Origin of the sequence: Kribbella sp. NPDC051620 (genome assembly GCF_044453825.1) — a bacterium.
Classification (GTDB): Bacteria; Actinomycetota; Actinomycetes; order Propionibacteriales; family Kribbellaceae; genus Kribbella.
In genome coordinates, this window is record NZ_JBITDB010000002.1 from 766,592 (window position 1) to 791,853 (window position 25,262).

General features: G+C 68.8%; 23 protein-coding genes and 1 pseudogene. 15 read left to right on the plus strand and 9 right to left on the minus strand.

Translation table 11 applies throughout. The annotated features are described in order from the left end of the window. Positions 1–4: 4 nt before the first annotated feature. Positions 5–937: a universal stress protein gene (locus tag ACIA12_RS10785; RefSeq protein WP_396366701.1), complete on the minus strand. Its 933-nt coding sequence runs from the start codon at positions 935–937 to the stop codon at positions 5–7. Between the two features lie 181 nt (positions 938–1,118). Between ACIA12_RS10785 and ACIA12_RS10790 the strand changes: the two genes are divergently transcribed. After that, positions 1,119–2,873 (plus strand): GAF domain-containing protein, encoded by a 1,755-nt coding sequence (locus tag ACIA12_RS10790; protein ID WP_396366702.1) that lies wholly within the window; start codon positions 1,119–1,121, stop codon positions 2,871–2,873. Here the strand turns inward: ACIA12_RS10790 and ACIA12_RS10795 are convergent, their stop codons facing one another. Continuing rightward, positions 2,874–3,752, minus strand: coding sequence for a universal stress protein (locus ACIA12_RS10795; protein WP_396366703.1), 879 nt, complete (start codon positions 3,750–3,752; stop codon positions 2,874–2,876). Positions 3,753–3,757: 5 nt separating this feature from the next. Then, entirely contained in the window at positions 3,758–4,303 is a 546-nt protein-coding gene (locus ACIA12_RS10800; protein ID WP_396366704.1) for a hypothetical protein, read from the minus strand. Positions 4,304–4,500: 197 nt separating this feature from the next. Here ACIA12_RS10800 and ACIA12_RS10805 point away from each other — a divergent pair, with 197 nt between their 5' ends. The 3 genes from ACIA12_RS10805 to ACIA12_RS10815 are packed head-to-tail and all read left to right on the plus strand — an operon-like array spanning position 4,501 to position 6,985. After that, complete coding sequence (locus ACIA12_RS10805; protein ID WP_396366705.1) at positions 4,501–5,481, plus strand: Acg family FMN-binding oxidoreductase; 981 nt, start codon at positions 4,501–4,503, stop codon at positions 5,479–5,481. Then, on the plus strand, positions 5,481–5,963 hold the full coding sequence (locus tag ACIA12_RS10810; RefSeq protein WP_396366706.1) for a hypothetical protein: 483 nt from the start codon (positions 5,481–5,483) through the stop codon (positions 5,961–5,963). Before ACIA12_RS10805 ends, ACIA12_RS10810 begins: the two co-directional genes overlap by 1 nt. Then, entirely contained in the window at positions 5,957–6,985 is a 1,029-nt protein-coding gene (locus tag ACIA12_RS10815) for an Acg family FMN-binding oxidoreductase (RefSeq protein WP_396366707.1), read from the plus strand. Before ACIA12_RS10810 ends, ACIA12_RS10815 begins: the two co-directional genes overlap by 7 nt. Here ACIA12_RS10815 and ACIA12_RS10820 read toward each other — a convergent pair. After that, a complete protein-coding gene (locus tag ACIA12_RS10820; RefSeq protein WP_396366708.1) occupies positions 6,974–9,490 on the minus strand; it encodes a GNAT family N-acetyltransferase in 2,517 nt (838 codons plus the stop codon). The genes ACIA12_RS10815 and ACIA12_RS10820 overlap by 12 nt on opposite strands. 165 nt (positions 9,491–9,655) lie before the next feature. On the opposite strand from ACIA12_RS10820, the gene ACIA12_RS10825 reads away from it, so the two are divergent. Both ACIA12_RS10825 and ACIA12_RS10830 read left to right on the plus strand, forming a co-directional pair. Continuing rightward, positions 9,656–12,043: a phosphoketolase gene (locus tag ACIA12_RS10825; RefSeq protein ID WP_396366709.1), complete on the plus strand. Its 2,388-nt coding sequence runs from the start codon at positions 9,656–9,658 to the stop codon at positions 12,041–12,043. Between the two features lie 12 nt (positions 12,044–12,055). Beyond that, on the plus strand, positions 12,056–12,328 hold the full coding sequence (locus ACIA12_RS10830) for a hypothetical protein (protein WP_396367155.1): 273 nt from the start codon (positions 12,056–12,058) through the stop codon (positions 12,326–12,328). Positions 12,329–12,335: 7 nt separating this feature from the next. Here the strand turns inward: ACIA12_RS10830 and ACIA12_RS10835 are convergent, their stop codons facing one another. Continuing rightward, positions 12,336–12,857, minus strand: a complete 522-nt coding sequence (locus tag ACIA12_RS10835) for a PEP/pyruvate-binding domain-containing protein (RefSeq protein WP_396366710.1) — start codon at positions 12,855–12,857, stop codon at positions 12,336–12,338. Positions 12,858–13,082: 225 nt separating this feature from the next. Between ACIA12_RS10835 and ACIA12_RS10840 the strand changes: the two genes are divergently transcribed. The 3 genes from ACIA12_RS10840 (at position 13,083) to ACIA12_RS10850 (ending at position 16,031) form a co-directional block, all read left to right on the plus strand. Beyond that, a complete protein-coding gene (locus tag ACIA12_RS10840) occupies positions 13,083–13,610 on the plus strand; it encodes a flavodoxin domain-containing protein (RefSeq protein ID WP_396366711.1) in 528 nt (175 codons plus the stop codon). A gap of 281 nt (positions 13,611–13,891) precedes the next feature. After that, positions 13,892–14,752: a DMT family transporter gene (locus ACIA12_RS10845; RefSeq protein WP_396367156.1), complete on the plus strand. Its 861-nt coding sequence runs from the start codon at positions 13,892–13,894 to the stop codon at positions 14,750–14,752. A gap of 13 nt (positions 14,753–14,765) precedes the next feature. Next, positions 14,766–16,031 carry a glucoamylase gene (locus ACIA12_RS10850; RefSeq protein ID WP_396366712.1) on the plus strand — a complete coding sequence of 422 codons (1,266 nt, stop codon included), beginning with the start codon at positions 14,766–14,768 and terminating at the stop codon, positions 16,029–16,031. Here ACIA12_RS10850 and ACIA12_RS10855 read toward each other — a convergent pair. Continuing rightward, positions 16,028–17,101 carry a glycoside hydrolase family 172 protein gene (locus ACIA12_RS10855; RefSeq protein ID WP_396366713.1) on the minus strand — a complete coding sequence of 358 codons (1,074 nt, stop codon included), beginning with the start codon at positions 17,099–17,101 and terminating at the stop codon, positions 16,028–16,030. The two genes, ACIA12_RS10850 and ACIA12_RS10855, sit on opposite strands and share 4 nt — an antisense overlap. 86 nt (positions 17,102–17,187) lie before the next feature. Beyond that, positions 17,188–17,778 (minus strand): hypothetical protein, encoded by a 591-nt coding sequence (locus ACIA12_RS10860; RefSeq protein WP_396366714.1) that lies wholly within the window; start codon positions 17,776–17,778, stop codon positions 17,188–17,190. Positions 17,779–17,913: 135 nt separating this feature from the next. Here ACIA12_RS10860 and ACIA12_RS10865 point away from each other — a divergent pair, with 135 nt between their 5' ends. The 4 genes and pseudogenes from ACIA12_RS10865 to ACIA12_RS10880 all read left to right on the plus strand — a co-directional run bounded on the left by ACIA12_RS10865 (position 17,914) and on the right by ACIA12_RS10880 (position 22,115). Next, positions 17,914–21,036, plus strand: a complete 3,123-nt coding sequence (locus tag ACIA12_RS10865) for an amidohydrolase family protein (RefSeq protein WP_396366715.1) — start codon at positions 17,914–17,916, stop codon at positions 21,034–21,036. 62 nt (positions 21,037–21,098) lie between these two features. Beyond that, positions 21,099–21,344: pseudogene (locus ACIA12_RS10870) on the plus strand (GNAT family N-acetyltransferase); the annotation flags it as partial. A gap of 127 nt (positions 21,345–21,471) precedes the next feature. Beyond that, on the plus strand, positions 21,472–21,633 hold the full coding sequence (locus ACIA12_RS10875; protein ID WP_396367166.1) for a hypothetical protein: 162 nt from the start codon (positions 21,472–21,474) through the stop codon (positions 21,631–21,633). Positions 21,634–21,725: 92 nt separating this feature from the next. Continuing rightward, a complete protein-coding gene (locus ACIA12_RS10880) occupies positions 21,726–22,115 on the plus strand; it encodes a hypothetical protein (protein WP_396367157.1) in 390 nt (129 codons plus the stop codon). Here ACIA12_RS10880 and ACIA12_RS10885 read toward each other — a convergent pair. Continuing rightward, positions 22,112–23,068, minus strand: a complete 957-nt coding sequence (locus ACIA12_RS10885) for a helix-turn-helix transcriptional regulator (protein ID WP_396366716.1) — start codon at positions 23,066–23,068, stop codon at positions 22,112–22,114. The two genes, ACIA12_RS10880 and ACIA12_RS10885, sit on opposite strands and share 4 nt — an antisense overlap. A gap of 57 nt (positions 23,069–23,125) precedes the next feature. Here ACIA12_RS10885 and ACIA12_RS10890 point away from each other — a divergent pair, with 57 nt between their 5' ends. Both ACIA12_RS10890 and ACIA12_RS10895 read left to right on the plus strand, forming a co-directional pair. Continuing rightward, positions 23,126–23,671, plus strand: a complete 546-nt coding sequence (locus ACIA12_RS10890; RefSeq protein WP_396366717.1) for a DUF664 domain-containing protein — start codon at positions 23,126–23,128, stop codon at positions 23,669–23,671. Next, entirely contained in the window at positions 23,668–24,282 is a 615-nt protein-coding gene (locus ACIA12_RS10895) for a GNAT family N-acetyltransferase (protein WP_396366718.1), read from the plus strand. Before ACIA12_RS10890 ends, ACIA12_RS10895 begins: the two co-directional genes overlap by 4 nt. Here ACIA12_RS10895 and ACIA12_RS10900 read toward each other — a convergent pair. Further along, positions 24,279–25,256, minus strand: a complete 978-nt coding sequence (locus ACIA12_RS10900; protein ID WP_396366719.1) for a ribose-phosphate diphosphokinase — start codon at positions 25,254–25,256, stop codon at positions 24,279–24,281. The genes ACIA12_RS10895 and ACIA12_RS10900 overlap by 4 nt on opposite strands. Positions 25,257–25,262 lie beyond the last annotated feature (6 nt).

Sequence of the window (25,262 nt, forward strand, 5' to 3'; positions counted from 1 at the left end):
CCGATCAGTATGTCGGCACCACGACGTCGATCCCCGGACGCAGGGCGCGGGCCCGCCGTCCGCGCTCCTCCGCGGTCACGTGATGCGGAACGATCGCGACCGGGCAGGCCATTGCAGCCACCGCCCGGCGGGCAATCGGGTCACCGACCGGCAGCAGCCCGGCCCGCGCACCCAGCACGACCAGGCCTGCTTGGGCACCCTCGCGGACCAGTGCTTCGACGACCGGCCTGGCCGTCAGGAACCGGGTCACCTTGACCTCTGGGTACTCGTCGGCCCAGCCGGCCAGCGTCTCCGACACGGTCAGGTCGCCCCGGCGTACCCAGGAGCTCTCGACCGAACCGTCGACCGGGTCGTACCGCGGAGCGTGCTGGGCATGCACCACCGTCAGTTCGCCCTCGCGGTCCGCGGTCGCCCGGAAGGCGAACTCGACCGCCTCGAGCGACAACGGCGTACCGTCGATGCCGACGGCAACTTTCCGGTCGAGCAGGCCCGGCCGCCAGGTCAGCGGTACGACGATCACCGGGCAGCCGGTCCGGGCGGTCAGGGTGATGTTCCCCTGCGCCGCGACCAGGCGGTGCGGTCCCCGCGTGCGCGCGCGCCCGACGACGAGCAGCCGGGCATGCCTGGCCGCCTGCGGCAGCACATTCAGGCGGCCGCCCTCCTCGGATATCGCGGTGACCTGCAGTTCGTAGCCGTAGTGATGGCGGACATGCGCGACCGCCAGTCGTAGTCCGGCATCGGCGATCTCCGCAGGCGGCTTCGGCTGGTAGCCCGGCGTCATCGGGTTGTACGAGCCGTGTGCCTGGTACGGCGCGACCAGGACCAGCTCGGCACCGGAACGCAACGCCTCCAGTGCCGCGTAGTCGACGACATGCAGGCCTTCCGCGTTGTCGTCGACCTCGACGACCACCGGTCCCGTCCGTGCCCAGCTGCCCATTTCATCCTCCTCGTTGTCCTCTTGCCAGCTTCTCGCCGACGGAGGGCTCGCACGCAGTGCCGCCCGGCACCGATCGACGGGACCCAAGGCGGCTTTCCCAGGGACCTTCGACCTGCCGGGCGTCGCTCGCCGGTGGTGGCGCTTGTTCCCTATCCGGCAGGGGTTCCGTACGGTGAGCGACATGGGTGGGAACGAAGGCGAACATCGCAGTACCTGGGACGAAGGCACGCTCGAGTTCTCCAGCCTGTCCCGGGTCCGGCTCGACGCGCTCCTGCAGGAGCTGCTCGGCCGTGTCGACGAGATCATGGACTCCCAGGAGCGCCTGCGCGCCCTGCTCGACGCGGTCGTCGGCATCGGCTCGGATCTCGACCTCAACAGCACCCTCGACCGGATCGTCACCGCCGCCTGCGAGCTGGTCGGCGCCCGGTACGGCGCCCTCGGCGTGGTCGGACCCGACGGCAAGCGCCTGGTCCGCTTCGTCACCCACGGCGTCACCGCCGAGCAGATCGCCGCGATCGGCCCGTACCCCGAGGGCCACGGCATCCTCGGGGTGCTGATCGATCACCCCACCCCGATCCGGCTCACCGACCTGGCCGAACACCCACGCTCGTTCGGCTTCCCGGCCAACCATCCGCCGATGAGCAGCTTCCTCGGCGTCCCGATCCGGACCCGCGACCACGCCTTCGGCAACCTGTACCTGACCGAGAAGGCCGAGGGCGCCGACTTCACCGCGGACGACGAGCGCGCGGTCACCGCGCTGGCCACCGCGGCCGGCGTGGTGATCGACAACGCCCGCCTGTACGCCGACACCGAGCGCCGCCGCCGCTGGCACGAGGTCACCGCCGAGATCACCCAGCTGATGCTCGGCGACTTCGACCCCCAGCAGGCACTCCAGCTGATCGCCTCCCGGGCGCGCGAGGTGTCGGAGTCCGTGATCGGAGCGGTGTTCCTGCACGACGACGGTGACCTCGTGGTCCGGGCCGTCGACGGACCGCCGCCGTTCGCGAAGTACCTCGGCCGGCGCTTGGCGGCCGACCGGCCGATCCTTCGCGACGTGCTCGGCAGCGACGAGCAGGTCGTGGTCGAAGACCTCGCCACGCTGGCCAAGGAGACCGGACAGCTCGCGGACTTCCCCGAGCTGGGCGACCTCGGCCGGACCATCTTCGCGCCGCTGCCGGCCGGCTCCGGGACCTCCGGCGGGATCTTGATGGTCGCCGCCGAACACGGCGCGGTTCTCGGGGTGACCGTCGGCACGGACCTGGTCCGGATGTTCGCCAACCAGGCGACGCTGGCCCTCGACCGCGCCCAGGCTCAGCAGAACCGATCGATCCTCGCCGTCCTGGAGGACCGGGACCGGATCGCCAAGGACCTGCACGACCTGGTCATCCAGCGGCTGTTCGCCACCGGGCTGCAACTGCAAGGAATGCACCGGATGGTCCGGCCGGACGTCCAGGAGCGGATCACCCGGGCGGTCGAGGACATCGATGCCACCATCCGCGACCTGCGCGGCGCCATCTTCGAGCTGCAGAGCCAACCCGGCAGACAGTCGCTGCGCGCCGATCTCCAGGCGATGGTCGCCGAGTACGCCGAACCGCTGGGGTTCCGCCCCGAGCTGATCATCACCGGACCGATCGACACCGCCGTACCGGCGTCCGTGCGGCCGCAGATCATCGCCGCGGTCCGGGAGTCGCTGTCGAACGTGGTCCGGCACGCTCAGGCGTCAGCCGCCAAGGTCGAGGTCACGGTGACCGGCGTGGACGTCACCGCGCGGATCTCGGACGACGGTGTCGGCATCCGCCCGTCCGATCGGCGAAGTGGGCTGCACAATCTCGAGGAACGGGCGGCCGCACTGGGTGGCGCCGTACGGCTGGAGTCCAACCAGCCGCACGGCACCGTGCTGGAGTTGCGCGCGCCCCTCAACGCCGACCCCAGCTGATCAGGCATCGTCCGTGGTGAGACGGATGACGGCGACCGGACAGGTCGCGTGCTGCAGCACGCCTCTGGCAACGGATCCGAGCAGGACGGAGATCACCTTGAGGTGATGACGACCGCCGATGACCAGCAACTGCGCGTCGACGGCGTCGGCTGACGAGAGGAGGCCGTCCACGGCGTGCCCTCGGCGTACGTCGACCGCGATGGGAAGGTCGGGGTACTTCTGCCGCCACTGCCCGGCAACGGCCTCGAAGTGCAGCTCGGCCGTCCGCGACCATGAGTCGAGGGCACCTTCGACCTCCATCGACTCCCAGCTGTAGATGGGCGGCAGATCCCACACATGCACCATCCGCAGCGCGCTGCCTCGTTCGATGGCAGCCTCGGCAGCGAATTCGACCGCGGCCTCGGATTCACCCGAGTCGTCCAGCCCGACCACTACCGTGCCCGGGTGGCCGGAAGGCGTCCAGCCGTCCGGTACCACGATCACCGGGACGGTAGCCAGGTTCGCCACGGCCTCGGAGGTCGAACCGACCAGGAGCCGCTTGACCGTACTCATCCCCCGGCGACCAACCACCAGCATCAAGCTGCCGGAGGCAAGCTCGGCCAGGGTTGTCGCCGGCGGGCCCAGCACGACCTGGGTGGAGTGATCCAGGGCCGGGTCCCGGCTCGTCATCGTCTGCTGGACCTCTTCGACCAGATCGAGCGCGGCGTCGTCGACCACTTTCGGTTCCCAGTACGGCGCGTACCGCAGCTTCTCGTCGATGACGTGGACCACCCGGAGCGGGGCCTTGCGGATCGAAGACTCCTGCAAGGCCCACTCCAGCGCACCCGTGTCTCGCCAGGAGCCGTCGACGCCCACGTGGATCACAGGTTGCTTGGTCATCGTGCTCACCGCAGCCAGGGGTAGTGCTTGACGATCGACATCCCGGACCACTGCTTGCCGAGACCCCAGACGTTGCCAGCGGCAACCAGTGCGAGGGCGATCAGGGCGATGGCGCCGATGATGTGGTCGTCCAGCACGGGGTTCGTCTCGAGCGGCAGGCTCGCGCTCCACATCAGCACGTAGAGCAGCGTTCCGGCGACGGCGGCGATCCGCATCCCGATGCCGAGGGTCAGGGCGAGACCGATGCCGGCCAGGCCGATCATGAACAGCGGGGTGACCCAGAAGTCGCCGACCAGCGAGTGGTAGAAGTCCGCGAACGGACCGGTCGCGCCCTTGCCGAGGAACCCGGCCGTCGGGTCGCCGCCGTCGATCCAGCCCTTGCCGGACTTGGTCGCGAAACCGAGACCGAAGACCTTGTCGACGAAGGCCCACAAGAAGGTCAGGCCGTAGGCGATCCGCAGGACGGCGAGTGCTCGCCCAGCGGCCACCCTCGTAGTGCGGGCCTGCTCAACAGGGGCCGGGCTGTGCTGCCGGAGCGAAGTGGTGGTCATGGTGTTTCCTTCCGATTCGTAGGGACACCCTGATCGTGGCGGCCGGGACGACGGTCCTGGCAGAGCACGTAGTCATGGACGTTGGTGCCGAAGGGCCCGACCGGACGGGACCCATGCCTGCTGCGCGCCGGCGTACTGCGGGCCGAGGCTGGTACTGCGGCAGTGGTTGCCGCCCGAGCAGGTCGAGGAGGCCCCTGATGTCCGAAGAGCAGCTGTCCATGGTGCAGATCGACGTACTGCTCAGCGCCGCGGTCTCGGCGCCGAGCATGCACAACACCCAGCCCTGGCGCTTCGAGGTGAACGGCCGAGTGATCGACGTCTTCCTGGACGGCGCCCGCGCGCTGCCGGCCGAGGACCCGACCGGCCGGGCGATGCGGATCGCCGCCGGCGCCGCGACCTTCAACCTGCGCTGCGCCGCGGCCTCGCTGGGCTACGACAGCTGGTTCGGTCTGGTGCCTGACCCGACCGAGCCCGAGCTGGTCGCCCGGATGGTCCTCGAACCGACCGACACGCCCGATCGCAAGCTCACCGAGCTCTTCCTGCAGATCCCCCGCCGGCACACCAGTCGCGAACCCGTCCGAGCGGTCAACGTGCCGACCGACGCTCTGATCGCACTGACCCAGGCCGCCAGGACCGAGAACGCCGATCTCACCTGGCTCCCGGCCGTCGCGGTCCACGAAGTACTCGGGCTGCTGATCGATACCGACCTGCGCGAGATCGGCGACTGGCACCGCCGCGCCGAGCGGGCTCACTGGGTGGGCGGCGTTCGTGCCACCGACGGTGTGCCCAGCTCGGTGCTCGGGCCCCGGTCGGCCAGCTACCCGTCACCGGTACGTGACCTCGGCACCCGGCCGACGGACCGGACCAGGGCGCGCGCGACCTTCGAAGCCGAGCCTGCACTGGCGGTCCTGTTCACCACTGGCGATTCCACGGTCGACCAACTCGCCGCCGGTCTGGCCCTGCAGCGCACCCTGCTGGTCGCCACCCGTGAGGGCCTGAAGGCCGCGTTCCTCAACCAGCCGTTGGAGTTCGACGACCTGCGCCGCAAGGTTCAGGGCATCACCGGCAAACCCGGCTTCGCCCACATGGTGATCCGGTTCGGCCACAGCACCGTGCAGGACACGACCCCACGCCGCCCCGTAGCCGACTTCGTCCACACCGGCGCCGAGAAGTCCTGATGACCAGCCTGACCGCGATGCGAGCCGAGATCACTCGCTGGGAGAACGACCTGGCCGAACTCGAAGCCGAATGCACGGCCGAGGGCTGGACCGAGCCGGAGAAGCTGCTGATGATCCTGCAGCGGACCTCTGGCGCGTACCGGCACAAGGTTCTGCCGCGGCTCGAGACCGACCGGCTTCCGCTCCTTCCAGCCATGCCGGACAGTGCGGCCCCGCGCGCGCTGGCCGTGTTCAACCTGATCATCGTCGACGAACTCGGTGACCTGGTCAGCCGGCTGGACGACCTGCGGCTCGAACTCATCCGGTTCGGCCAGACCCCCCAGCTCCGGTTGCAGGCCACCGAGATCCTGGCCGGCCTGCGCGCACTGGGCCGGCTCCTGCTGCGCTTCAGCCAGGAAGCCGAGAATCCAGCACTCTCCGCACAACTCACGGCGACCGAATCCGGGCAGCCACGGCACCTGGAAGCAGTCCGGCCATGGTGATCCGGTACGACAACCCTGTCCTCAGCCAGGACGAGCTCCGCATCCTGATCAGCTCGGCCGGACTGGCGCCGTCGATGCACAACACCCAGCCGTGGCGCTTCGAGGTCACCGGCCGGGTGGTCGACGTCCTTCTCGACGAGGACCGGACGTTGCCGGCCGAGGACCGCTCCGGGCGAATGACCCGGATCGGGCTCGGCGCTGCCGCGTTCAACCTTCGGGTGACCGCCGCGATGCTCGGCTTCGAGACCACGCTCGCCGTCGACCCGGACCCGGACCGCCCTGACGTCGCGGTCCGGATCTTCCTCGGTTCCCGCCGGCCCACGGCCACCTCCCCGATCGGCAGCCTGTACGGCGAACTGCGCCGCCGCCACACGTATCGCGGACCGCTGATGGCCGCCGTCGTCTCGCCCCTCGTGCTCGAGCAGCTCAACGCCGCTGCTCGAGCAGAGGGTGCCGAACTCCGCTGGCTGGACCAGTACGCCGAGACCCAGCTCAAGCGGATCCTGCACGCGGCCGACTACCTCGACCTGCACGACGAGGACCGGCTGACCGAACGGGGCCGCTGGATCGGCGGCGACCGCACTCGGGACGGTGTCCCCCAAGCCGCACTGGGGCCGCTGCCGGCGCGGTCCGCCATCGTCCGCGATCTGGCCGCCGGCTTCGACCACCACGCCCGCAGCAGCGCCGTCTTCGAGACGAACCCACGGATCGCGGTTCTCACCACCGCCGCCGACGACCCGGTGGCGTGGACGCGAGCGGGGATGGCGCTCCAGCATCTGTTGCTGATAGCAACTTCATACGACCTGACCGTCTCGTTCCTCAACCAGGCGGTCGAATACGCGCAGTTGCGGTCCCACGTCCAGGAGCTGGTGGGTCGCAGCCCCCGCCCTCAGCTGATCCTGCGAGCCGGCTACCCGGCCCAGACCGCGGCCGAGACACCGAGGCTCCCCTGGCAGCAGACCCTCGACAGCCTGGTCGACGACTGGCACCCCGGGATCGTCCAAGCCTGTTCAGATGCCTGAAGCAACAAAACATCGGATGCCACCTTCATTGCCGAGGTGGCGGGAGTAGCAGTCCGGGTCTGGGGGCGCCGGTGTCAGGCGGACCTTCACGTTTGCCGCGAGTACGCCGGTGGGAGTGGCTGTCAAGGGGTTGATGTCGAGTTCGGCGAGCTCCGGTACCGCTTCGGCCAGCCACGCGAGCCGGTGCAGGACCTCTAGTACCGCGGGCTCGTCCGCCCCGGCTGCGCAGCGCAACGACCGCACCATGTCCATGGCATCAAGGTCGGTGAGTGGCAGGCCACGCCACCTACGGTCGGCCAATAGGTCAGTGAGTACGCCACCGCCGCCGATCATCAGCACCGGGCCGAAGAGCGGGTCGCGGACAAGCCCGGCGAGCAACTCCACTCCAGTCGGCGCTTGGTCGACCACTGGGATGCCGGCACACACCATCAGTTGCTCGGCATACGCCGGATCGAGCCATCCACCGGTGGGATGACTGTTGAGATAGCGCCTCGCGACGGCCCGGGCAGCATCCTTGTCGACGCCGGTGACCTCCGGTACGACGCCTTGCGGCCGGGCGCGCCAGGCGGCGTACCGGACTGCATGGCCGAGAGCGCGAACCGCTGTCTCGGGGAACGCGTAAACCGGAAGCTTGGAGCCGTTCTCCAGGACGACCTGCGTCGGAGCCTTAGGAGCGCCAAGGCAGTTGACGAGTACCGGCACCGTGGCATCGGCGGTGGCGCGGGCGATCGCAGCGTAAGTATCGTCGACGTGACCCCCGCGGGTCGCCGCATAGGTGACCAGGACGGCATCCACCTCACCGCTGGCGAGGATGATCCTGATCGCGTGTTCCAGCGTCTGCGGTGTCGCGGCGGCACCGAGGTCGACCGGGTTGGCGGGACCGACTGCGCCGGCCAGCGCGTTCATCGTCGCCGGGCTGAACTCCGGTACCTCGAGCCCGGCCGCGGCCGCCGCGTCGGCAGCCAGTACTCCGGCGCCGCCCGCGTTGCCGACGATCGCCAGTCTCGGGCCCTTCGGCAGCGGGCGACCGGAGAGCACTCGGGCTGTGTCGATGAGCTCCTCCAGCGTCTCCATCCGCAGTACGCCGGACTGCTCGAACAGCGCATCGACAGCGGTGTCCGGCGTCGCCGCCGCTGCCGGGTGGGAGGCACGCGCCCGGCGACCACCGGTCGAACGGCCGCCCTTCACCACCAAGACAGGCTTCTTCCGCCCGACCAGCCGGGCGAGGCGGCCGAACTTGCGCGGATTGCCGAACGACTCCAGGTAGAGGCCGATCACGTCGGTCCGCGGATCGTTCCACCAGTGCAGCAGGAGATCGTTGCCGCTGACATCTGCCTTGTCGCCCAGCGACACGAACTCGGAGACCCCCGGCCCGATCCGGCCGGCATGATCGAGAACGGCGATGCCGACCGCGCCGGACTGCGCGGCGAGCGCCAGCCCCCCGGGCTCGGGCCGGGCGTTCGCGAACGTCGCGTCCAGCCGGACCTCCGGGTCGGTGTTGACGACGCCCAGGCAGTTCGGGCCGATCAACCGGAGGCTGTGCCGGCGGGCGAGCGCGAGCAACTCCTGGCGGCCGTCGGGTCCCAGCTCCGGGAATCCCGAGGTCAGGATGACGGCTCCCCCGACTCCGGCCAGGCCGCATTGCTCGACCACGCCGCGCACCTGGCCGACCGGGACCGCGATCACCGCCAGATCGACCGGTCCGGGCACGTCGGCGATGCTCGGGAACACGGTCACGTCGCCGATCCGGTCGGTGTTCGGATGCACGGCGTACAGGTCGCCGCTGAAGCCGCCGTCGACGAGATTTAGCAGCACTTCGGGGCCGATCCCGCCAAGTTTGCCGCCGGCGCCGATCACGGCGACGGAGCGAGGTGACAGCACCGGTCGCAGCGACCGCGACTCGGCCGCGCTTTCCCGCTCGGCCATCCGGTCCAGCGTGAGCGCGTCGTAGGCGGTGTCGAGCGACAGCTCCACCACGCCTTCCTCGAACCGATGGACCTCGCGAAACCCCGACCCGAGGAACACCCGCAACATCGGCGCGTTCTCGGCGAGGGTTTCGGCCCGCAGCGTCTTGACACCCCGCTCGCGGGCGACCGCGGCGAGCTGCTCGAGCAGCAGGGTGCCCAGGCCACGACCATGCATCGAGTCATCGACCAGGAACGCCATCTCCGCTTCACCGGCACTGATCAGCTCATAACTGGCGACTCCGGCCACGGCTCCGTCGACCTCGGCGACCAGCGCCACCTGACGATCGGCCGGATCGGAGTCCACCAGGTGCCGCGTGTGCTCGTCCGCGGCCAGCCGGCTGACACCGAAGAACCGCAGGTAGATCGACCGATCGGAGACCCGGTGGTTGATCGCTTTCAGCGCGGGCTCGTCGTCGCGAGCGATCGGCCGCAGATGAACCACTGACCCATCGGTGGCCAGGGCGTCCCAGCCGGCGGCTGCCGGCCGGGGCGGAGCGTCGCCCGGCCCAGGAGCCTCCAGGTGCCCGAGAGTGTTCATCCGCTGTCGCCCCTTGGTCCGCTGTGTCACTGATACCCCAGTCGACCTCCTGGACGGCCTGAGCGGCAGGGTCGGAGGGACCTTGCCCTACGGGACCTTCGGCCCTGACCCCGGCACGTCCGGTCGACCAGGCTGATGAGATCCGACCGAGCTGGGAGAAACAAGATGGAACAGGTAGCTGACAAGCCGCTGACATCCGACGAGGCGGCCGCGTTGGACGCCTACTGGCGGGCAGCCAACTACTTGTCCGTCGGGCAGATCTATCTGCTGGACAACGCGTTGCTGACCAGGCCGCTCAAGGCTGACAGCGTCAAGCCGCGGCTGCTCGGGCACTGGGGAACGACGCCTGGCCTGAACATGATCTACGTCCACCTCAACCGCGTGATCAGACTGCGCGACCTCGACATGATGTACATCATCGGCCCCGGTCACGGCGGTCCCGCGATCGCGGCGAACACCTGGCTCGAGGGCAGCTACAGCGAGACCTACCCGGATGTACCGCGCGACGAGCACGGCATGAACCACCTGTTCCGCCAGTTCTCCTTCCCTGGTGGGATCCCGAGCCACGTCGCGCCCGAGCTGCCGGGCTCGATCCACGAGGGTGGAGAGCTCGGCTACTCGCTCAGCCACGCATACGGCGCCGTACTGGACAACCCGGAGCTGATCGTCGCCTGTGTCATCGGCGACGGCGAGGCCGAGACCGGTCCGCTGGCAGCCTCGTGGCACTCGAACAAGTTCATCGACCCGCGCACCGACGGAGCGGTACTGCCGATCCTGCACCTCAACGGCTACAAGATCGCCAACCCGGCGGTCCTAGCCCGGATCGGCGAGAACGAGCTCACCAGTCTCCTCGAGGGGTACGGCCACCGCCCCTACCTGGTATCCGGCGACGACCCCGAACTCGTGCACCAGCAGCTCGCCGCCACTCTCGACCGCGCGCTCGACGACATCGCGGACATCCAGAACGAGGCCAAGGACGATCCCGACGCACCGCGCCGGAGCTGGCCGATGATCGTGCTCCGTACGCCGAAGGGCTGGACCGGACCGCATGAGGTCGACGGAGTCCAGGTCGAGGGCACGTGGCGGGCTCACCAGGTGCCGCTGTCCGGCGTACGGACGTCGCCGGAACACCTTGCGATGCTGGAGACCTGGATGCGCAGCTACCGGCCCGAGGAGCTGTTCGACGAACAGGGCCGACCCGTACCGCGGCTGCTGGACCTGATTCCCGAGGGCGACCGGCGGATGGGCTCGAACCCACACGCCAACGGTGGACTGCTCACGCGCGATCTGGAACTCCCGGACCTTGCCGCGTACGCCGTCGACGTACCGCACCCCGGCAGTGGGCCGCACGAGCCGACCCGGATGCTCGGCCGCTACCTGCGCGACGTGATGCGAGCCAACGAGTCCGAACGCAACTTCCGCGTCGTCGGACCCGACGAGACCGCCTCCAACCGCCTCGACGCCCTGTACGACGTCACCGCGAAAGCCTGGAACGCCGCCGTACTGCCGACCGACGAACACCTCGCGGTCGACGGCCGGGTGATGGAGATCCTCAGCGAACACACCTGCCAGGGCTGGCTCGAGGGCTACCTGCTGACCGGCCGGCATGGCTGGTTCTCCTGCTACGAAGCCTTCGTGCACATCGTCGACTCGATGGTCAACCAGCATGCCAAGTGGCTCAAGGTCACCGGCAAACTGCCCTGGCGCCGGCCGATCCCGTCGCTCAACTACCTGCTGACCTCGCACGTCTGGCGGCAGGACCACAACGGCTTCTCCCACCAGGACCCCGGGTTCATCGATCACGTGGTGAACAAGAAGGCCGAAGTGATCCGCGTGTACCTGCCGCCGGACACCAACACCCTGCTGTCGACAGCCAAGCACTGCCTGGCCGGCCGCGACCACATCAACGTGATCGTGGCCGGCAAGAGCCCGCAGGAGGACTGGCTGGACCTCGAGGCGGCCGAGCTGCACTGCGCTCGCGGCCTGGGCGTCTGGACCTGGGCGAGCAACGACGAGGGCGAGCCCGACGTGGTGATGGCCTGCGCCGGCGACGTACCGACGCTGGAGACGCTCGCCGCGGTCAGCCTGCTGCGTGAACACCTGCCTGAGCTGCGGATCCGGGTCGTCAACGTCGTCGACCTGATGCGCCTGCAACCGGCCGGCGAGCACCCGCACGGGCTTGCCGATCCGGAGTACGACGCGCTCTTCACCACCGACAAGCCGGTCATCTTCGCGTACCACGGCTATCCCTGGCTGATCCACCGCCTGACCTACAGGCGGACCGGACACGAGCACCTGCACGTGCGCGGCTACAAGGAAGAAGGCACGACCACCACCCCGTTCGACATGGTGGTCCGCAACGACCTCGACCGCTTCCACCTCGCCATGGACGTGATCGACCGCGTCCCCGGCCTGGCCCAGCGCGCGGTCGCCTTCCGGCAATGGCTGACCGACCAACGGGCCCGCCACCACGCCTACATCCTCGAACACGGCGAAGACCTCCCCGAAATCCGCGACTGGCACTGGCCGATCCCGGAAGCAGGCCCGTCGTGACCGCGGAGTCCGATCTCCCGCTGGGAGGACAGCTCGCGCGCCAAGCACGAGATGTTCGTCCACACCGACGTACCGCAGGCGCCGTGGTACGTCGTCGAGAGCGAGGACAAGAGGTCCGCGCGGATCAACATGATCGTGCACCTGATCTCGACCATCCCGTACTACGAAGTGCAACGCCCCCCACTCGAGCTGCCGCCACGCCGACCCTGCAAGGGATACGAGCGGACTCCGCGGGAGATGCAGACCCAGGTCCCCGACCACGCCTCGGCGCTGCGGGGACGGTGACTGCGGTTCAGACCGCCGAGGCGCCCTCGAGGGCCGGCCCGGTCGCCGACCAAGCTGTCATCGGCTCGACCTGGATCGCGAGGTCGACGGTCAGGTGGTCGATGTCGCGCACCTCGCGATAGACGATCGCCCGGTCGGTGAACAGTGAGCCCCAGCAGCGCTTGACCGCCGCCAGGAGCGCCCGCTCCCCCTTCACGCCGAAGAGGATCTCGTGCGGCCCGGTCAGGAACTCGTCGAGCTGGTCGTCGGTGATCACCGGTCCCACCACCATCTCGGCGCCGGTTCGCCCGCACTGCCGGTAGGCGCACACGATCGCTTCGGCAAGCTCGGCCGGCAGTTCGGCGTCGAAGTACGCGGTACGGATGAAGGCGCCCACGGCAACCAGATCCGCCCCTCCGCGAAGCCGCCGAAGCTGCGTCGCGACGAGCGGCCGGAGCCGGGCCGCCTGGAGGAACTCCCGGTAGGCGGCCGGCGTGATCACGAATCCCGGCTGCCCGGCGCAGCTGACGACGTACAGGTTCTCGCTCATGATGCGTTCTCCTCTGGATCTGACTGCGATCGGGCGACGAGTTCGGTGGGGTCGTTTCCATTCGAGGACAACCCGCGACTGCTGGTCAGGGCCGAAGGTCCTCGTTCGGCCGGGCACCTCTCGGGACCGATCCATCGGTCCACCGTCCTCAGGACCTTCGGCCCTGCAAGCGGTGCCCCGACCAGCGTTTGCTGGAGCTATCACCGGGTGGCGAAGGAGGTCTTGATGCCCAGCAAGGTTCTGGTGGCCTACGCCAGCAAGATGGGGGCGACGGCCGGGATCGCGGAGGCTGTCGGCGCCGTACTGCGCGAACGCGGCCACCTTGCCGACGTCCGCGACGTGACCGGGGTCGACTCCATCACGCAGTACGACGCCGTCGTCCTCGGCAGCGCGATCTACCTCCGGCGATGGCGGCCGGAGGCGGTCCGGTTCCTCCGCAGGTACGCCGAAGAGCTCGGCGACCGGCGCGTCTGGCTGTTCCACAGCGGCCCGGTCGGCCCCGACCGTGAGCAGCTCCAGGACATGCCGGCCAACGTCCACCGCCTCGCCCACCGGATCGGCGCGGCCCCCGCCACCACCTTCGCGGGCGCCATCCTCCCTGCCACCGCCAAGGGTTTCCTCGCCCGCCACCTCGCCAACAGCAAGCTGGCAGGCGACTCCCGCGACTGGCCACTGATCGCCGCCTGGGCCGAAGACATCGCCGCGACCCTCACCAGCACAGAAGACGCCACGCAACCTCATCACCGCGCCTGAACGGATCAGGGATTCAGATGTCCAGAAAGGTACTCGTGGCCTAGGCCACCAAGATGAGCGCGACCACCGGCATCGCTGAGGCCATCGGCGGCGTGCGGACCTCACCCGGCAGCGGAGCACCCCGCAGGCGAACAGCAGTTCGGTCGACGGTCGCTTGAGCAACGTGGGTGCCTACCCTCGCAACTCGCGCGACGCAGCGTGGGGAGTACCTTCAGCCAGCCGATTCCTTGGGAATGTCAGGTGTCTGAGAGGCTTTGGTGGTGAATCGGTCGCGTGTTGCTGTGTTGGCCTTGCTTGCGGTGGCGGCGGCTTGGGGGTCTACGTTCTTTTTGACCAAGGATCTGCTGACCCGGATGGATGTGGCCGATTACCTGGCGTTGCGGTTTCTGATCGCCTCGGTGGCGTTGATCGCGATCCATCCGCCGGCGATCTCCAAGCTCAGCCGGCTGGATCGCGGCCGGGGTGTTGCCTTGGGCATCGTGTACGGGGTCGCGCAGCTCGTACAGACCGAGGGATTACGGCATACATCGGCCAGCGTGTCCGGGTTTGTGACCGGTATGTACGTCGTGTTCACGCCGTTGCTGGCAGCGGTCATTCTGCGGCACAAGATCGGGAAGTGGGCTTGGGTTGCGGTTGCGCTCGCGACGGTTGGGCTCGGAGTGCTGTCGTTGCGCGGGTTCAGCATGGGGACGGGTGAGTTGCTGACGCTTGCGTCGGCGGGCCTGTACGCGCTGCACATCATCGGCCTCGGCGCCTGGTCGACACCGTCGAGCGCGTTCGGGTTGTCCGCGCTTCAGATGGTCACGATCACCGTCGTCTGCGGCATCGGCGCCATCCCCGGCGGGTTCTCGCTGCCGAGTGGCACCGGCGACTGGATCGCCGTCATCTACATGGCGCTGATCGCCGGCGCGGTCGCGCTGATCGTGCAGACCTGGGCTCAGGCGCACCTGACGCCGACCCGGGCGGCGATCGCGATGACAATGGAGCCGGTGTTCGCTTCCGCTTTCGCCGTACTCTTCGGATCGGACAGTGTGACCGCGCGGATGCTGATCGGCGGCGCACTGGTGATGTCGGCCATGTACCTGGTCGAGCTGGCGCCCCGGCGCAAGTTCGAGGCCGAGGTGCAACACCTGGGACAGTAGGAGGGAGGGCGAGATGCGCGACAACAGCGCGCGACGCGTGCGTTGGTTCCCGTACGCCGTAATCGCGCTCCTACTCGCCGTCCTCGCAACCGGCACCGCCGCCAACCTCCGCCGCAACCCCCAGCCACAATTGGTTGCCGAGGGCATCACCGGCCGCGCGGGCCCGACCGCGCTGGAGTCCCCCACCGACGAGGCCGACCTGGCCAGGCCCGAGCTGATTCGCGACGCGCTGATCGATCTCGACGCTCTCACCCTGCCCGACGGCGCGACCCTGGCCGGCTGGAACGGCCCGTGGCGATTCGTCTGGCCGCGCGACGCCTCGTTCGTCGCCGCCGCCCGCTGCTCGATCGGCCAGTACGCCGAAGCCGACAAGGTACTGGGATTCCTCAACAAGATCCGGCCGTCGAAAGGCCGGTGGGCGGCAAGGTACTCCGCTCCGGACGGCAACGAACCCCAAGACGGCCGCGAACCCCAACTCGACGGCTCCGGCTGGGTCCTCTGGGCAACCTGGTTCTGCGGCGAAGCCCAGTCCAGCCCAAATCGGGGTGGAGCAGAAAGCACCACAACGCTCACCAAGTACTGGCCGATGGTTAAGGAATCAGGCGACCAGATCGTCGCCGAAATCCAGCAAACAGGTCTGCCCGACCCCTCCCCCGACTATTGGGAGCGCCCCGAGGACCAGGTCACCCTCGGCACCATCGCCCCGCTCCTCACCGGCCTCCGCTCCGGCCTGGCGATCGCCAGAACCCTCAACCACAGCGACGAAGTAGCGCACTGGCAGACAGCCCTCGAGCGACTGACCGAAGCAACCGACAAGCACTTCGGCCCGACCTACCCGCGGACCCCGGCCAGGGCCGTCAGCTTCGTCGAGCCAGGCGTCGAACCAGCAACCCTGCAAGGCGGCGCCGACGCGATCGTCACGGTCCTCGGCCCGCCCTTCGCCCCCGCCCGCGACGTCGTGACGAAGGCGATCGAGCACACCCGCGACGTACTCACGCAACCCAACGGCGGCGTCACCCCCGGCGAGGAGTGGCGCACCGACGGAGTCTCCTGGACGCCGCAGACGGCCCTGTTCGCGTTGAGCGCAGCCGCTCGCGGCGACCGTAGTACCGCGAACGAACTGCTCGCCTGGCTCGACTCCCACCGCACCACTACCGGCTCACTGCCGGAGAAGGTCAACCGCGATCTCAAGCCCGCCGGCGGAGCACCCCTGGCCTGGACCACCGCCCTGGTTGTCCTCACGGCCTCCGCACTGGATCACCCGCTACCAATCCCCTAAAGAATCTCCATCACGTCAGCAGTAGGAGCAGCAGGCCGCGCAGTCGAGGTAGCGGTGGAGTAGAAGAACGCGGTCGACGCGATGTCGTCCTGCAGCGGCAAGTACCGCCCACCCGACCGCCACCCCAGCGCCTGTACGTCGACCCGCAGCCGCGTGCGGAACCGAATCGGGTCAGGCAGATGGAACCGGTACATCCCGAACCGCTGCTGACTCTGGTACTGGCCGTCCGGCCGCAGAACCTGCGGCAACCCCAGGTACGGCGTACTGAACTCCGTGTACCCACCACGGTCCGCCCCCAGGTCGAAGTTCCACGCACCGCCGAAGTAGTCCTCGGTCCCCGTCCCACAGATCGTCGGGAACTCGTCGTCATCGTCGACGTAGAACTTGACCTCCCCCTCGCCCCACCACCCGCTGCTGTTCACACCCCAGGCCAGATACGTCCCCACGTAATGCCCCGGCCCCGCCACGCCATCAAGCAACGTGTGGACGGCCGCCGAAGCCAACGGATTGCTCCGCCGCCACTGCGTGTGCAGGTACGCCGATCCGTCGGCAACCGCCCCCAGCCAGTAGTCCACCTGGAAGTAGACGACCACAGAGGTGTCCGCGGTGTTCTCGAGCGTCAACTGAGCCTGCGACCGGAACGGCATCTCCCAGTAGCAGTTGAAGCCGCCATTGGGGTTCACCGCGACCGGCAGCGAGTTGACCTGCGCGAACCGTCCCCACCCCGAGCAGAAGAAGTCGCCCACCGGCGCCTCGATCGCCGGCGCCTCGTCACCGTCCCAGTGTCCGCGCAGCACCAGCCGACGCCAGTTGTCGCTGTGCGTGGTGAGCCAGATGTGCGTGATGCAGCCCGGCCCGGCGATGTCCGCGAGCGTCACCGTCTCCCCCGCGGCGATCTCGATCGACGGCGACACCTTCCAGCCGACCCCGAGCTCACGAGCGGCATGCGCCCCGGTTCCCTCGGTACGCCGACCGCCCTGGCCGGGCTCGCCGGTCGGGTTCTCCGCGCTGATGGAGCGGGTCTGGACGTCGACGACCGCGCTGATCCCGGACAGGTTCGGAAGAGTCATGCGCCCGAGCCTAGGGTCCGGCATGGCCCGTCGACAGGCCTGGAAATCGATTTCTCACACTGTGGTCAAAAGACTTGGGACAGTGGTCAGCAGGCGCGGACCTTGGCGTCGAGGCCGTGTACGAACGTGAGGCAGGACCAGGGGCGACCCTGGTCCTGCTTGGCGCGGATGATCAAGGGGTACGCGTCGGCGCCGCGGACTGTGGGGCTGCGGTCGGTTTTGAGGGTGCCGATGGCGCCGCCTCGGGCCTCGGCCGCGGCCTTCACGTCAGCGATGCTGACGGTGCTCGCGGCTTGCTTCTCCGCGGCGGCCTTCGCGTCGTCGGCCACGGCAAGGGCGAACTTGATCTCCGGGGGCTGGGACCAGGTGGTCGAGCTCACCGGGAAGACCACGCCGAACATCACCACCCCGACCAACCCGATGATCGGCCGCGCCTTGCGGTCGTTCTCGCCTGCCAGCACCGCGGCGCACGCAAGTGCTACCACCAGCGTGATCCCGCGCAGAATCCAGTGCCGGTCGAGCCGGCTGTCGACCGCGAAGGCAGCCGCCAGCGCGATCACCAAACACGCGGCCACGGCAATCCCAGCCGCCGCCCGGGGTGGCACCGCCCGGACCTTGGCCGACGCCGCTCCGGGCTCGGACGGCGCCGGCCGGGGGTTGGGGGGCTCGGGATTCATGGGGTGACGATAGAGGGGTGCCGTTCGGCGCAGCGAATCGGCCGTTCAGCGAGTGGCGGGCCGGACGGGCTGAACCGATCCGGGTTGCGGTGGCAGGTTCGGAGGGGTCCCCACCGCCCCGAGGGATTGGACGGCATGATGAGTTCTGAGGACCCTGGAATCTGGAGTGTTTCGCGGCGCCGGGCGCTGCAGTTGACCGGTGGGGTGGCCGTCGCCGGCGCCTTGCCGATCGGCTCGGCCGAGGCTGCACCGGCCGCCGAGCCTCGAAGTACCGGTGGATCGGCGAATCTGAGTCAGGGCACCAACTTCATGGTGTCGGTGTCGCCGGACGGGCGATGGCTGGCGTTCGACCTGGTCACCGCGATCTGGGTGACGCCGGCCCAAGGCGGTCAGTCGCGGCGGCTGACCGATGACCTGCAGGACGCGACCCGCCCGCGGTGGACGCCCGACGGCGCCGGCCTGGTCTTCCAGTCCTACCGGGACGGGAACTTCCACCTGTGGACGATCCGGCCAGACGGGTCCGGATTGCGGCAGTTGACGACCGGCCGCTTCGATCATCGGGAGCCGATGGTCGCGCCCGACGGGAAGTCAATCGTGTTCTCGTCGGACCGCGGCGGCAACGGCAACTACGGCATCCACCGGCTCACCCTCGCCACCGGCGCGATCGTCGCCCTGACCGACGACCCGAGCGAAGAGGCCGAGCCGGTCTACTCCCCCGATGGAACGAAGATCGCCTTCACCGTCGACGCGTCCGCCATCATCGAGCTCGACCTGACCACCGGACAACGCCGTACCGTGGTCGCGGCGCGCACTGGCAGCAGCGTCTACGGACCGTCGTACTCGCCCACCGGCCAGCTCGCCTACGTCCGGCTGACCGGCCCGGCCAGCGAACTCATGATCGGCGACCAACCGGTGACGAGCGGCAAGGATGTCTTCGCCCTGCCACCCTCCTGGGACCCCACCGGCGAGCTCTACTACACAGCCGACGGCCTGGTACGAAAGCTCAAAGCCGACACCGTCGTCGCCTTCACGGCCGCCGTCCCGGTCACCGCAAAGCGGCCGCGACCGAAGACGCCCGACATCGAGTCGACCAAACGCCACCGCGTCCTGGGCATCGCCGGCCCGACCGTCTCCCCCGACGGCCGCTGGCTCGCCTTCCGCGCCCTGAACGCCCTGTGGCTCGCCGAGACCAGCGGCCGCGGAAAACCACGCAAACTCGTTGCCGACGGCTACTTCAACTCCGACCCGGACTTCTCCGCGGACGGCAAGTCGTTGCTCTACGCAAGCGATCGCGACGGTACGGCGGATCTCTGGTCGCACGACCTGGCGACCGGTACCGACCGCAAGCTCTCGTCGTTGCCGGGGGCCCAGACCGCGGCGCGCTACTCCCCCGACGGCAAACAGATCGCCTACCAGGACCAGGACGGCATCGCCTGGGTCCTCGACCTCGACTCGGGTCAGGTCCGCCAGCTCACCCCGACGCTCTTCCAGCCCGGCCGGGTCAGCTGGTCCGCCGACGCCAGCACGATCGTGCTCGGCGCGGTCAAGCCGTTCTCCAAGCGGTTCCGCGAAGGTACCAGCCAGCTCCTGTACGTCGACGTCGCGACCACCGCCCTCGAGTACGTCGAACCGATGCCGTTCCGCTCGCTCGCCACCAGAGGCGACGACGGCCCGGTCTTCTCCCCCAACGGCAAGTGGCTCGCCTTCGTCGTCGAGAGTCTCCTGTACGTCGTACCGGTCGACCGTCGCGGCCGCTTCACCGGCGACCCACGCGCGGTCACCGACGAGTCGACCGACTCACCGGTCTGGCAAGACGACAACACCTTGCTCTACCTGCACAACGGACAACTACGCCGTACTGACCGGAGGGGCTCGCGACCCCAGACGATCAAGCTCGACCTCCACTGGCAGCGCCCGACGATCAACCAGCACGTCACCATCCACGCCGGGGCACTCTGGGACGGACGGGCCAAGGAGTTGCGGCAAGACGTCGACATCGTCGTGGACGGGTCTCGGGTTGCCGCGATCCGGCCGCATCACGGCAAGGCGGACATCGACGCGAGCGGGCTGACCGTGATGCCCGGTTTGATCGATGCGCATGTGCACTGGCATCTGCGGGGACGCGCTTGGGGGTCGCGGCAGGGGAACGTCTGGCTGGCCTACGGGGTGACGAGTACGCGGTCGCCGGGCGATCCGGCGTACCAGATGCAGGAGACCCGGGAAGCGCTCTCGCACGGGTCGCTGACCGGGCCGCGGTACTTCGCGACGGGTGAGGCGATCGACGGGTCCCGGGTCTACTACAACTTCATGCGGCCGACGCTGTCGCTGCGGCAGCTCGGGCTGGAGCTCGATCGGGTCGAGGGGCTCGCGTACGACCTGGTGAAGACGTATGTGCGGTTGCCGGTCGAGTACCAGCGGCGGGTGATCGCGGCCGTTCATCGGCTCGGGCTGCAGTTGTCGTCGCATTATCTGTACCCGGCTGAGCATCTCGGGATGGATGGGATGGAGCACACGGGCGCGACGAATCGGCTCGGCTACTCGCATACCGTCAGCCGGCTCGGTCGCGCGTACGGCGATGTCGTCACGCTCTTCACCAGGGCGGGGCTCTCGGTGACGCCGACGCTGTTCAACTCGACGATGGCTCATGTGGACGATCAGTCGCTGGTGACCGACGTACGGACGACGACGCTGTATCCGGCGTGGGAGTACGCCGCGTTGCAGGCCAAGGTGCAGACGGCGGCCGGTCCTGCTGGGGTGACCACGCGGGCCTTGCTCGCGGGGAACGTGGACATGGTGTTGCGGATTCATCGGGGTGGCGGGCTGGTGATCTCCGGTACGGATTCGCCGCTCGACAATCCCGCCATCTCGCTGCATGCGAATCTGCGGTCGATGGTCGCGGGCGGCTTCACGCCGTTCGAGGCGTTGACGACCGCGACGCGGAACCCGGCCAAGTGGCTTGCGCTCGAGGACAGGCTCGGGGTTGTCCAGGTGGGTGCGCAGGCGGATCTGTCGTTCGTCCGGGGTAATCCGCTGCTCGACATCACGCATGCGGCCGCGGTTCAGCAGGTGATGGTGGGCGGGAAGCTGCACACCGTCGACGAGTTGCTCGCGCCCTTCACGGCTCAGCCGGTGGCGCCCGCGTTGGTTGCTGCGGGCAACACTCCTCAACCGCTGACCGCATCGCAGGCTCACGCACATGACCCGGAGTACTGGTGGCACGAGCCGGAGTGGTTGCACAGGCTTTGTTGCGAAGGGTGAAATAGGCTCGGCCCATGAGCGACCTGGGGATCTCGGCGGCCAGTGCGGCGGAGCTTTTGATGATGCGGCAGTGGGCATCGGACGAAGGATGGGATCCGGGACGGTCGGACATGCTGGCATTTTGCGCTGCTGATCCCTCGGGTTTCCTGGTCGGCCGGGTGGACGGCTCGCCGATCGCTTGCTGCTCGGGCGTTCGGTATGGGCGGGACTACGGGTTCCTCGGGTTCTACATCGCACGGCCGGAGGTGCGGGGCCAGGGCTACGGGATCGCTCTCTGGCAGGCCGTCCTCGCGCATCTCACCGAGCGCACGATCGGCCTCGACGGCGTCGTCGACCAACAGGACAACTACCGCAAATCCGGCTTCAAACACACCCACAACCACATCCGCTATTCAGGCACCCCCCACCCCGGCTTCGCCCGCGCGGGTGGACGTGATGAAGGCGCTGGTCGCGGAGGTGGCACCGGAGGTGATGGTCGCGGTGGTGGCGCCGGAGGCGCTGGAAGCGATGGCGATGGTCGCGCCGGTGGGGTCGGAGGTGATGGTCGCGGAGGCGCTGGAGGAGGCCGCGGCCACGCCGCATCTGGGGGCCAGGTGACGCGCAGCGTCACGAGCCCGGATTCCAGTCGGTGGGCCGGCGGTCCAGCAGGGGTTGAGTTGATTGATGGGCGGTCGGTGTCGTTTCGGCAGGTGGCTGATTATGATCGGCGGTTTTTTCCGGCGGAGCGGGAGGGTTTTCTTGCGTTGTGGCTGAGTCTGCCTGGGCATCGGTCGGTGGCTGCGCTCGACGACGGTGAACTGGTCGGGTTCGGGGTACGGCGGCCGACTGATTCGGGGACTCGGATCGGTCCGTTCTACTCGGCGTCGGAGGGCGTGGCGGAGGCCGTGCTGGCCGGGCTGGTGGAGCCAGGTGAAGAGGTCGCTCTCGACGTACCGGATGTCAACGCGCCCGCGATCAAGCTGGCCGAACGCCTGGGCCTCACACCGACCTTCGAGTGCGCCCGGATGTACGCCGGCGGCCCACCGCCGTACGTCGACCAGCCCGGCATCTTCGCGACGACGACCCTCGAGCTCGGCTAGCCCTCGGAAGCCTTGAGGATGCGTTGGCCGAGGGTGTGGAGTGCCTCGCGCAGCTCCGGTGGTCCGATCACCGAAAAGGTCGCTTCGAGCGACGCGAGGCGGTAGGCGTACCAGTCCGGATCGTCGGTACTTCCGATCAGCCGGGTGTGCGTCGCGTCGATCGGTTCCAGCCGACCGAGCTTGCGGGCCAGCACGATCTCGCCGAGTGGCGCGTCGATCACCACCTCGATCGGATATCGCCAGCCCTGGGCGAAGTGGTCCTCGATGGCGGTGACGGGGTTCAGGTTCTCAGGCGGGTCGAAGGTGTCGTCCAGCAGCTCCGTCGTGGTGACGCGGTCGACGCGGAGTACTCGCTGGGCGTCCTTGGTGTGTGACCAGCAGAGCAGGTACCAGAGTCCCTGGCGTACGGAGACGGCCCACGGGTCGACGTCCATCATGATCGGGTCGCGGCCTTCTCCCCGGCTGTAGCCGATGCGGAGCCGGCGGGCCGCGGTACAGGCTTGGACCAGGGCTGCGGTCGTCTCCGGGTCCGGGTAGGTGCCTTCGGCTGCTTGTCGCGGGGTGACGATCCGGCGCATCGACTCGGCGGGCTCGGCGACCGGCTTCGGTAGTACGCGGATGATCTTGTTGAGCGCACTGCCGGCCGGGTCCTCCGGGTCGGACGCTCGATGATGGCCTTCGAGCGCGGCCATCATCAGCCCGAGCGCCTCGGCGGTGGAGAACATCAACGGTGGCAGCCGGAACCCGCGGCCGACGCGATACCCGCCGTACCGGCCCGGGGTGGACTCGATCGGGATGCCGGCCTCGCGCAGGATCCCCACGTACCGGCGGGCGGCGCGATCCGTCACGCCGAGCCGCTGACCGAGGCGCTCACCGCTGATTCCCGGGTTGTCCTGGATCAGCTCCAGCGCCATCAGCGCCTTGGCCGTCGGGCTCAGTTCGTCCACGATCACCAGTCAACCTCCCTTCCCGGAAGCAGAACGTCCGCATTGGATATTACCGTCCGAATCATGACTGACTACGACCTCCCGCACGAGGCGCCGATCGCGGGGACCGAACTCGAGACCATGCTCGGCTCGCTCGAACGGCAACGCGCGATCTTCGCCTGGAAGTGCGGCGGCCTGGACTCCGCCGGCCTGCGCAAGTCGCATCCGCCGTCGACGATGACGCTGGGCGGGCTGCTGAAGCACCTGGCACTGTGCGAGGACGAGTACTTCACGCACCGACTGACCGGCGCGGACCTGGGAGCGCCCTGGGATGCGGCCGACTGGGACGCCGACCCAGACTGGGAGTGGCATTCGGCCGCGGACGATCCGGCCGAGCAGCTCTACAAACTCTGGAACGCTGCGGCCGACCGCTCGCGGGCCGCCGTCGCCGCAGCACTGGCTGAAGGCGGGCTGGACCACTTGGCGCAGTACAAGAACTCTCGTGGCGAGACACCGACGCTGCGGCGCCTCCTGATCGACCTGATCGAGGAGTACGCCCGCCATGCCGGCCACGCCGACCTGATCCGCGAGACGGTGGACGGGCTGACCGGTGAAGAGCCACCGCGATGACGCTCGACTCCGTTGCGGACCAACTCACGTTCCGGCCGGCGAACGAGGCGTCGTGGCAGGACCTGCAGACCGTCCTGGGTGACAGCGACGCCGGGCAGTGTCATTGCCAGCGGTTCAAGACGCGCGGGTGGATGTGGGCGGTCACCACCGAGCCTGAGCGCGCCGGGCTGATGCGGGAGCAGACGAACTGCGACAACCCGCGGGCCCGGCAGACGAGCGGGTTCGTCGGCTATCTGGAGGACGAGCCCGTGGGATGGTGTGCGGTTGAGCCGCGGACGGCGTACCCGCGGCTGTTCGGGCGTACGCCGGTGCCGTGGAAGGGTCGCGACGAGGACAAGGAGGATGGTTCGGTCTGGGTCATCACCTGCTTCGTCACGCGACCGGGCTATCGGCGGCGAGGGGTCAGCTACGGGATGGCTCACGCGGCGATCGACTACGCCCGCGAGCGTGGCGCCCGGGCGTTGGAGGGGTATCCGATGATGCCCGCGGCGGGCAAGGACGTGCCGTGGGGTGAGCTGCACGTGGGGCACTACAGCGTCTTCGAGGAGGCCGGCTTCAAGGAAGTCAGCCACCCGACATTGCGGCGCTACGTGATGCGAGTGGACTTCTAGAAGGGCAGCTTGGGTTGCGGTGGTGCGTGGGTCGGGTCGACGCCGTCGAAGAGGCTGCTGACCGACTCACCCTCGTGGATGCGTTTGATCGCCTCGGCGAACAGGCCGGAGACCGAGCTGACCTGCAGCTCGGGGAAGCCGTCCGGCCGTGGGACCGTGTCGGTGCTGATCACCTCGGTGATCGACGGGTGGGCGCGCAGCCGCTCGACGGCCTTGCCGGCGAACAGTCCGTGCGTGGTGGCGACGGCGGCCTGCGTACAGCCGAGGTCCTTCAACCGGTCGAGCAGCTCGATGATCGAGCCGCCGGTGGCGATCTCGTCGTCGAGGATGATCGCCTTCTTGCCGGCCACGTCGCCGACGATCGCGTCGATCACCACCCGGTCGTCCGACAACCGCTGCTTGCTCCCCGCCGCGACCGGCAGGCCGAGCAGCCGGGCGAACTGGGTCGCGGTCTTCGCGTTGCCCAGGTCGGGGCTGACGACGACGGTGTTGGTGAGGTCGGTACCGCGGAAGTGCTCGGCCAGTACGCCGATCGCGGTCAGGTGGTCGACCGGCACCGAGAAGAACCCGTGCACCTGAGGCGCGTGCAGCGTCATCGTCAGCACCCGGTCGACGCCGGCCGCGACGAGCAGGTCCGCGACAAGACGGGCGCCGATCGAGATCCGCGAGGCGTCCTTCTTGTCCGACCGCGCATACGCGTAGTGCGGCATCACGGCGGTGATCTGCGCGGCCGAGGCACCCCTGGCCGCGTCGATCATCAGGAGCAACTCCATCAGGTGCTCCTGGGTGGGCGGTACCAGCGGCTGGACGATGTAGACATCGCGCTGGCGGCAGTTCACCTGCAACTGGACCTGTAGGCAGTCGTTGCTGAACCGGTGGATCTCCACCGGCGACAGCTCCACACCGAGATCGGTGCAGATCTGCTGAGCAAGGCTGGAATGGGCACTGCCACTGAACACGACGATCTCTCGCACGGCTCT

Bases quoted from the DNA above. Each gene is read 5' to 3' on its own strand.
- ACIA12_RS10815 (WP_396366707.1), top strand. From the start codon at position 5,957: ATGGTGATCCGGTACGACAACCCTGTCCTCAGCCAGGACGAGCTCCGC.
- ACIA12_RS10790 (WP_396366702.1), top strand. From the start codon at position 1,119: ATGGGTGGGAACGAAGGCGAACATCGCAGTACCTGGGACGAAGGCACG.
- ACIA12_RS10795 (WP_396366703.1), bottom strand. From the start codon at position 3,752: ATGACCAAGCAACCTGTGATCCACGTGGGCGTCGACGGCTCCTGGCGA.
- ACIA12_RS10840 (WP_396366711.1), top strand. From the start codon at position 13,083: ATGCCCAGCAAGGTTCTGGTGGCCTACGCCAGCAAGATGGGGGCGACG.
- ACIA12_RS10810 (WP_396366706.1), top strand. From the start codon at position 5,481: ATGACCAGCCTGACCGCGATGCGAGCCGAGATCACTCGCTGGGAGAAC.
- ACIA12_RS10800 (WP_396366704.1), bottom strand. From the start codon at position 4,303: ATGACCACCACTTCGCTCCGGCAGCACAGCCCGGCCCCTGTTGAGCAG.
- ACIA12_RS10825 (WP_396366709.1), top strand. From the start codon at position 9,656: ATGGAACAGGTAGCTGACAAGCCGCTGACATCCGACGAGGCGGCCGCG.
- ACIA12_RS10820 (WP_396366708.1), bottom strand. From the start codon at position 9,490: ATGAACACTCTCGGGCACCTGGAGGCTCCTGGGCCGGGCGACGCTCCG.
- ACIA12_RS10865 (WP_396366715.1), top strand. From the start codon at position 17,914: ATGATGAGTTCTGAGGACCCTGGAATCTGGAGTGTTTCGCGGCGCCGG.
- ACIA12_RS10785 (WP_396366701.1), bottom strand. From the start codon at position 937: ATGGGCAGCTGGGCACGGACGGGACCGGTGGTCGTCGAGGTCGACGAC.
- ACIA12_RS10875 (WP_396367166.1), top strand. From the start codon at position 21,472: ATGAAGGCGCTGGTCGCGGAGGTGGCACCGGAGGTGATGGTCGCGGTG.
- ACIA12_RS10805 (WP_396366705.1), top strand. From the start codon at position 4,501: ATGTCCGAAGAGCAGCTGTCCATGGTGCAGATCGACGTACTGCTCAGC.
- ACIA12_RS10850 (WP_396366712.1), top strand. From the start codon at position 14,766: ATGCGCGACAACAGCGCGCGACGCGTGCGTTGGTTCCCGTACGCCGTA.
- ACIA12_RS10895 (WP_396366718.1), top strand. From the start codon at position 23,668: ATGACGCTCGACTCCGTTGCGGACCAACTCACGTTCCGGCCGGCGAAC.
- ACIA12_RS10890 (WP_396366717.1), top strand. From the start codon at position 23,126: ATGACTGACTACGACCTCCCGCACGAGGCGCCGATCGCGGGGACCGAA.
- ACIA12_RS10855 (WP_396366713.1), bottom strand. From the start codon at position 17,101: ATGACTCTTCCGAACCTGTCCGGGATCAGCGCGGTCGTCGACGTCCAG.
- ACIA12_RS10835 (WP_396366710.1), bottom strand. From the start codon at position 12,857: ATGAGCGAGAACCTGTACGTCGTCAGCTGCGCCGGGCAGCCGGGATTC.
- ACIA12_RS10860 (WP_396366714.1), bottom strand. From the start codon at position 17,778: ATGAATCCCGAGCCCCCCAACCCCCGGCCGGCGCCGTCCGAGCCCGGA.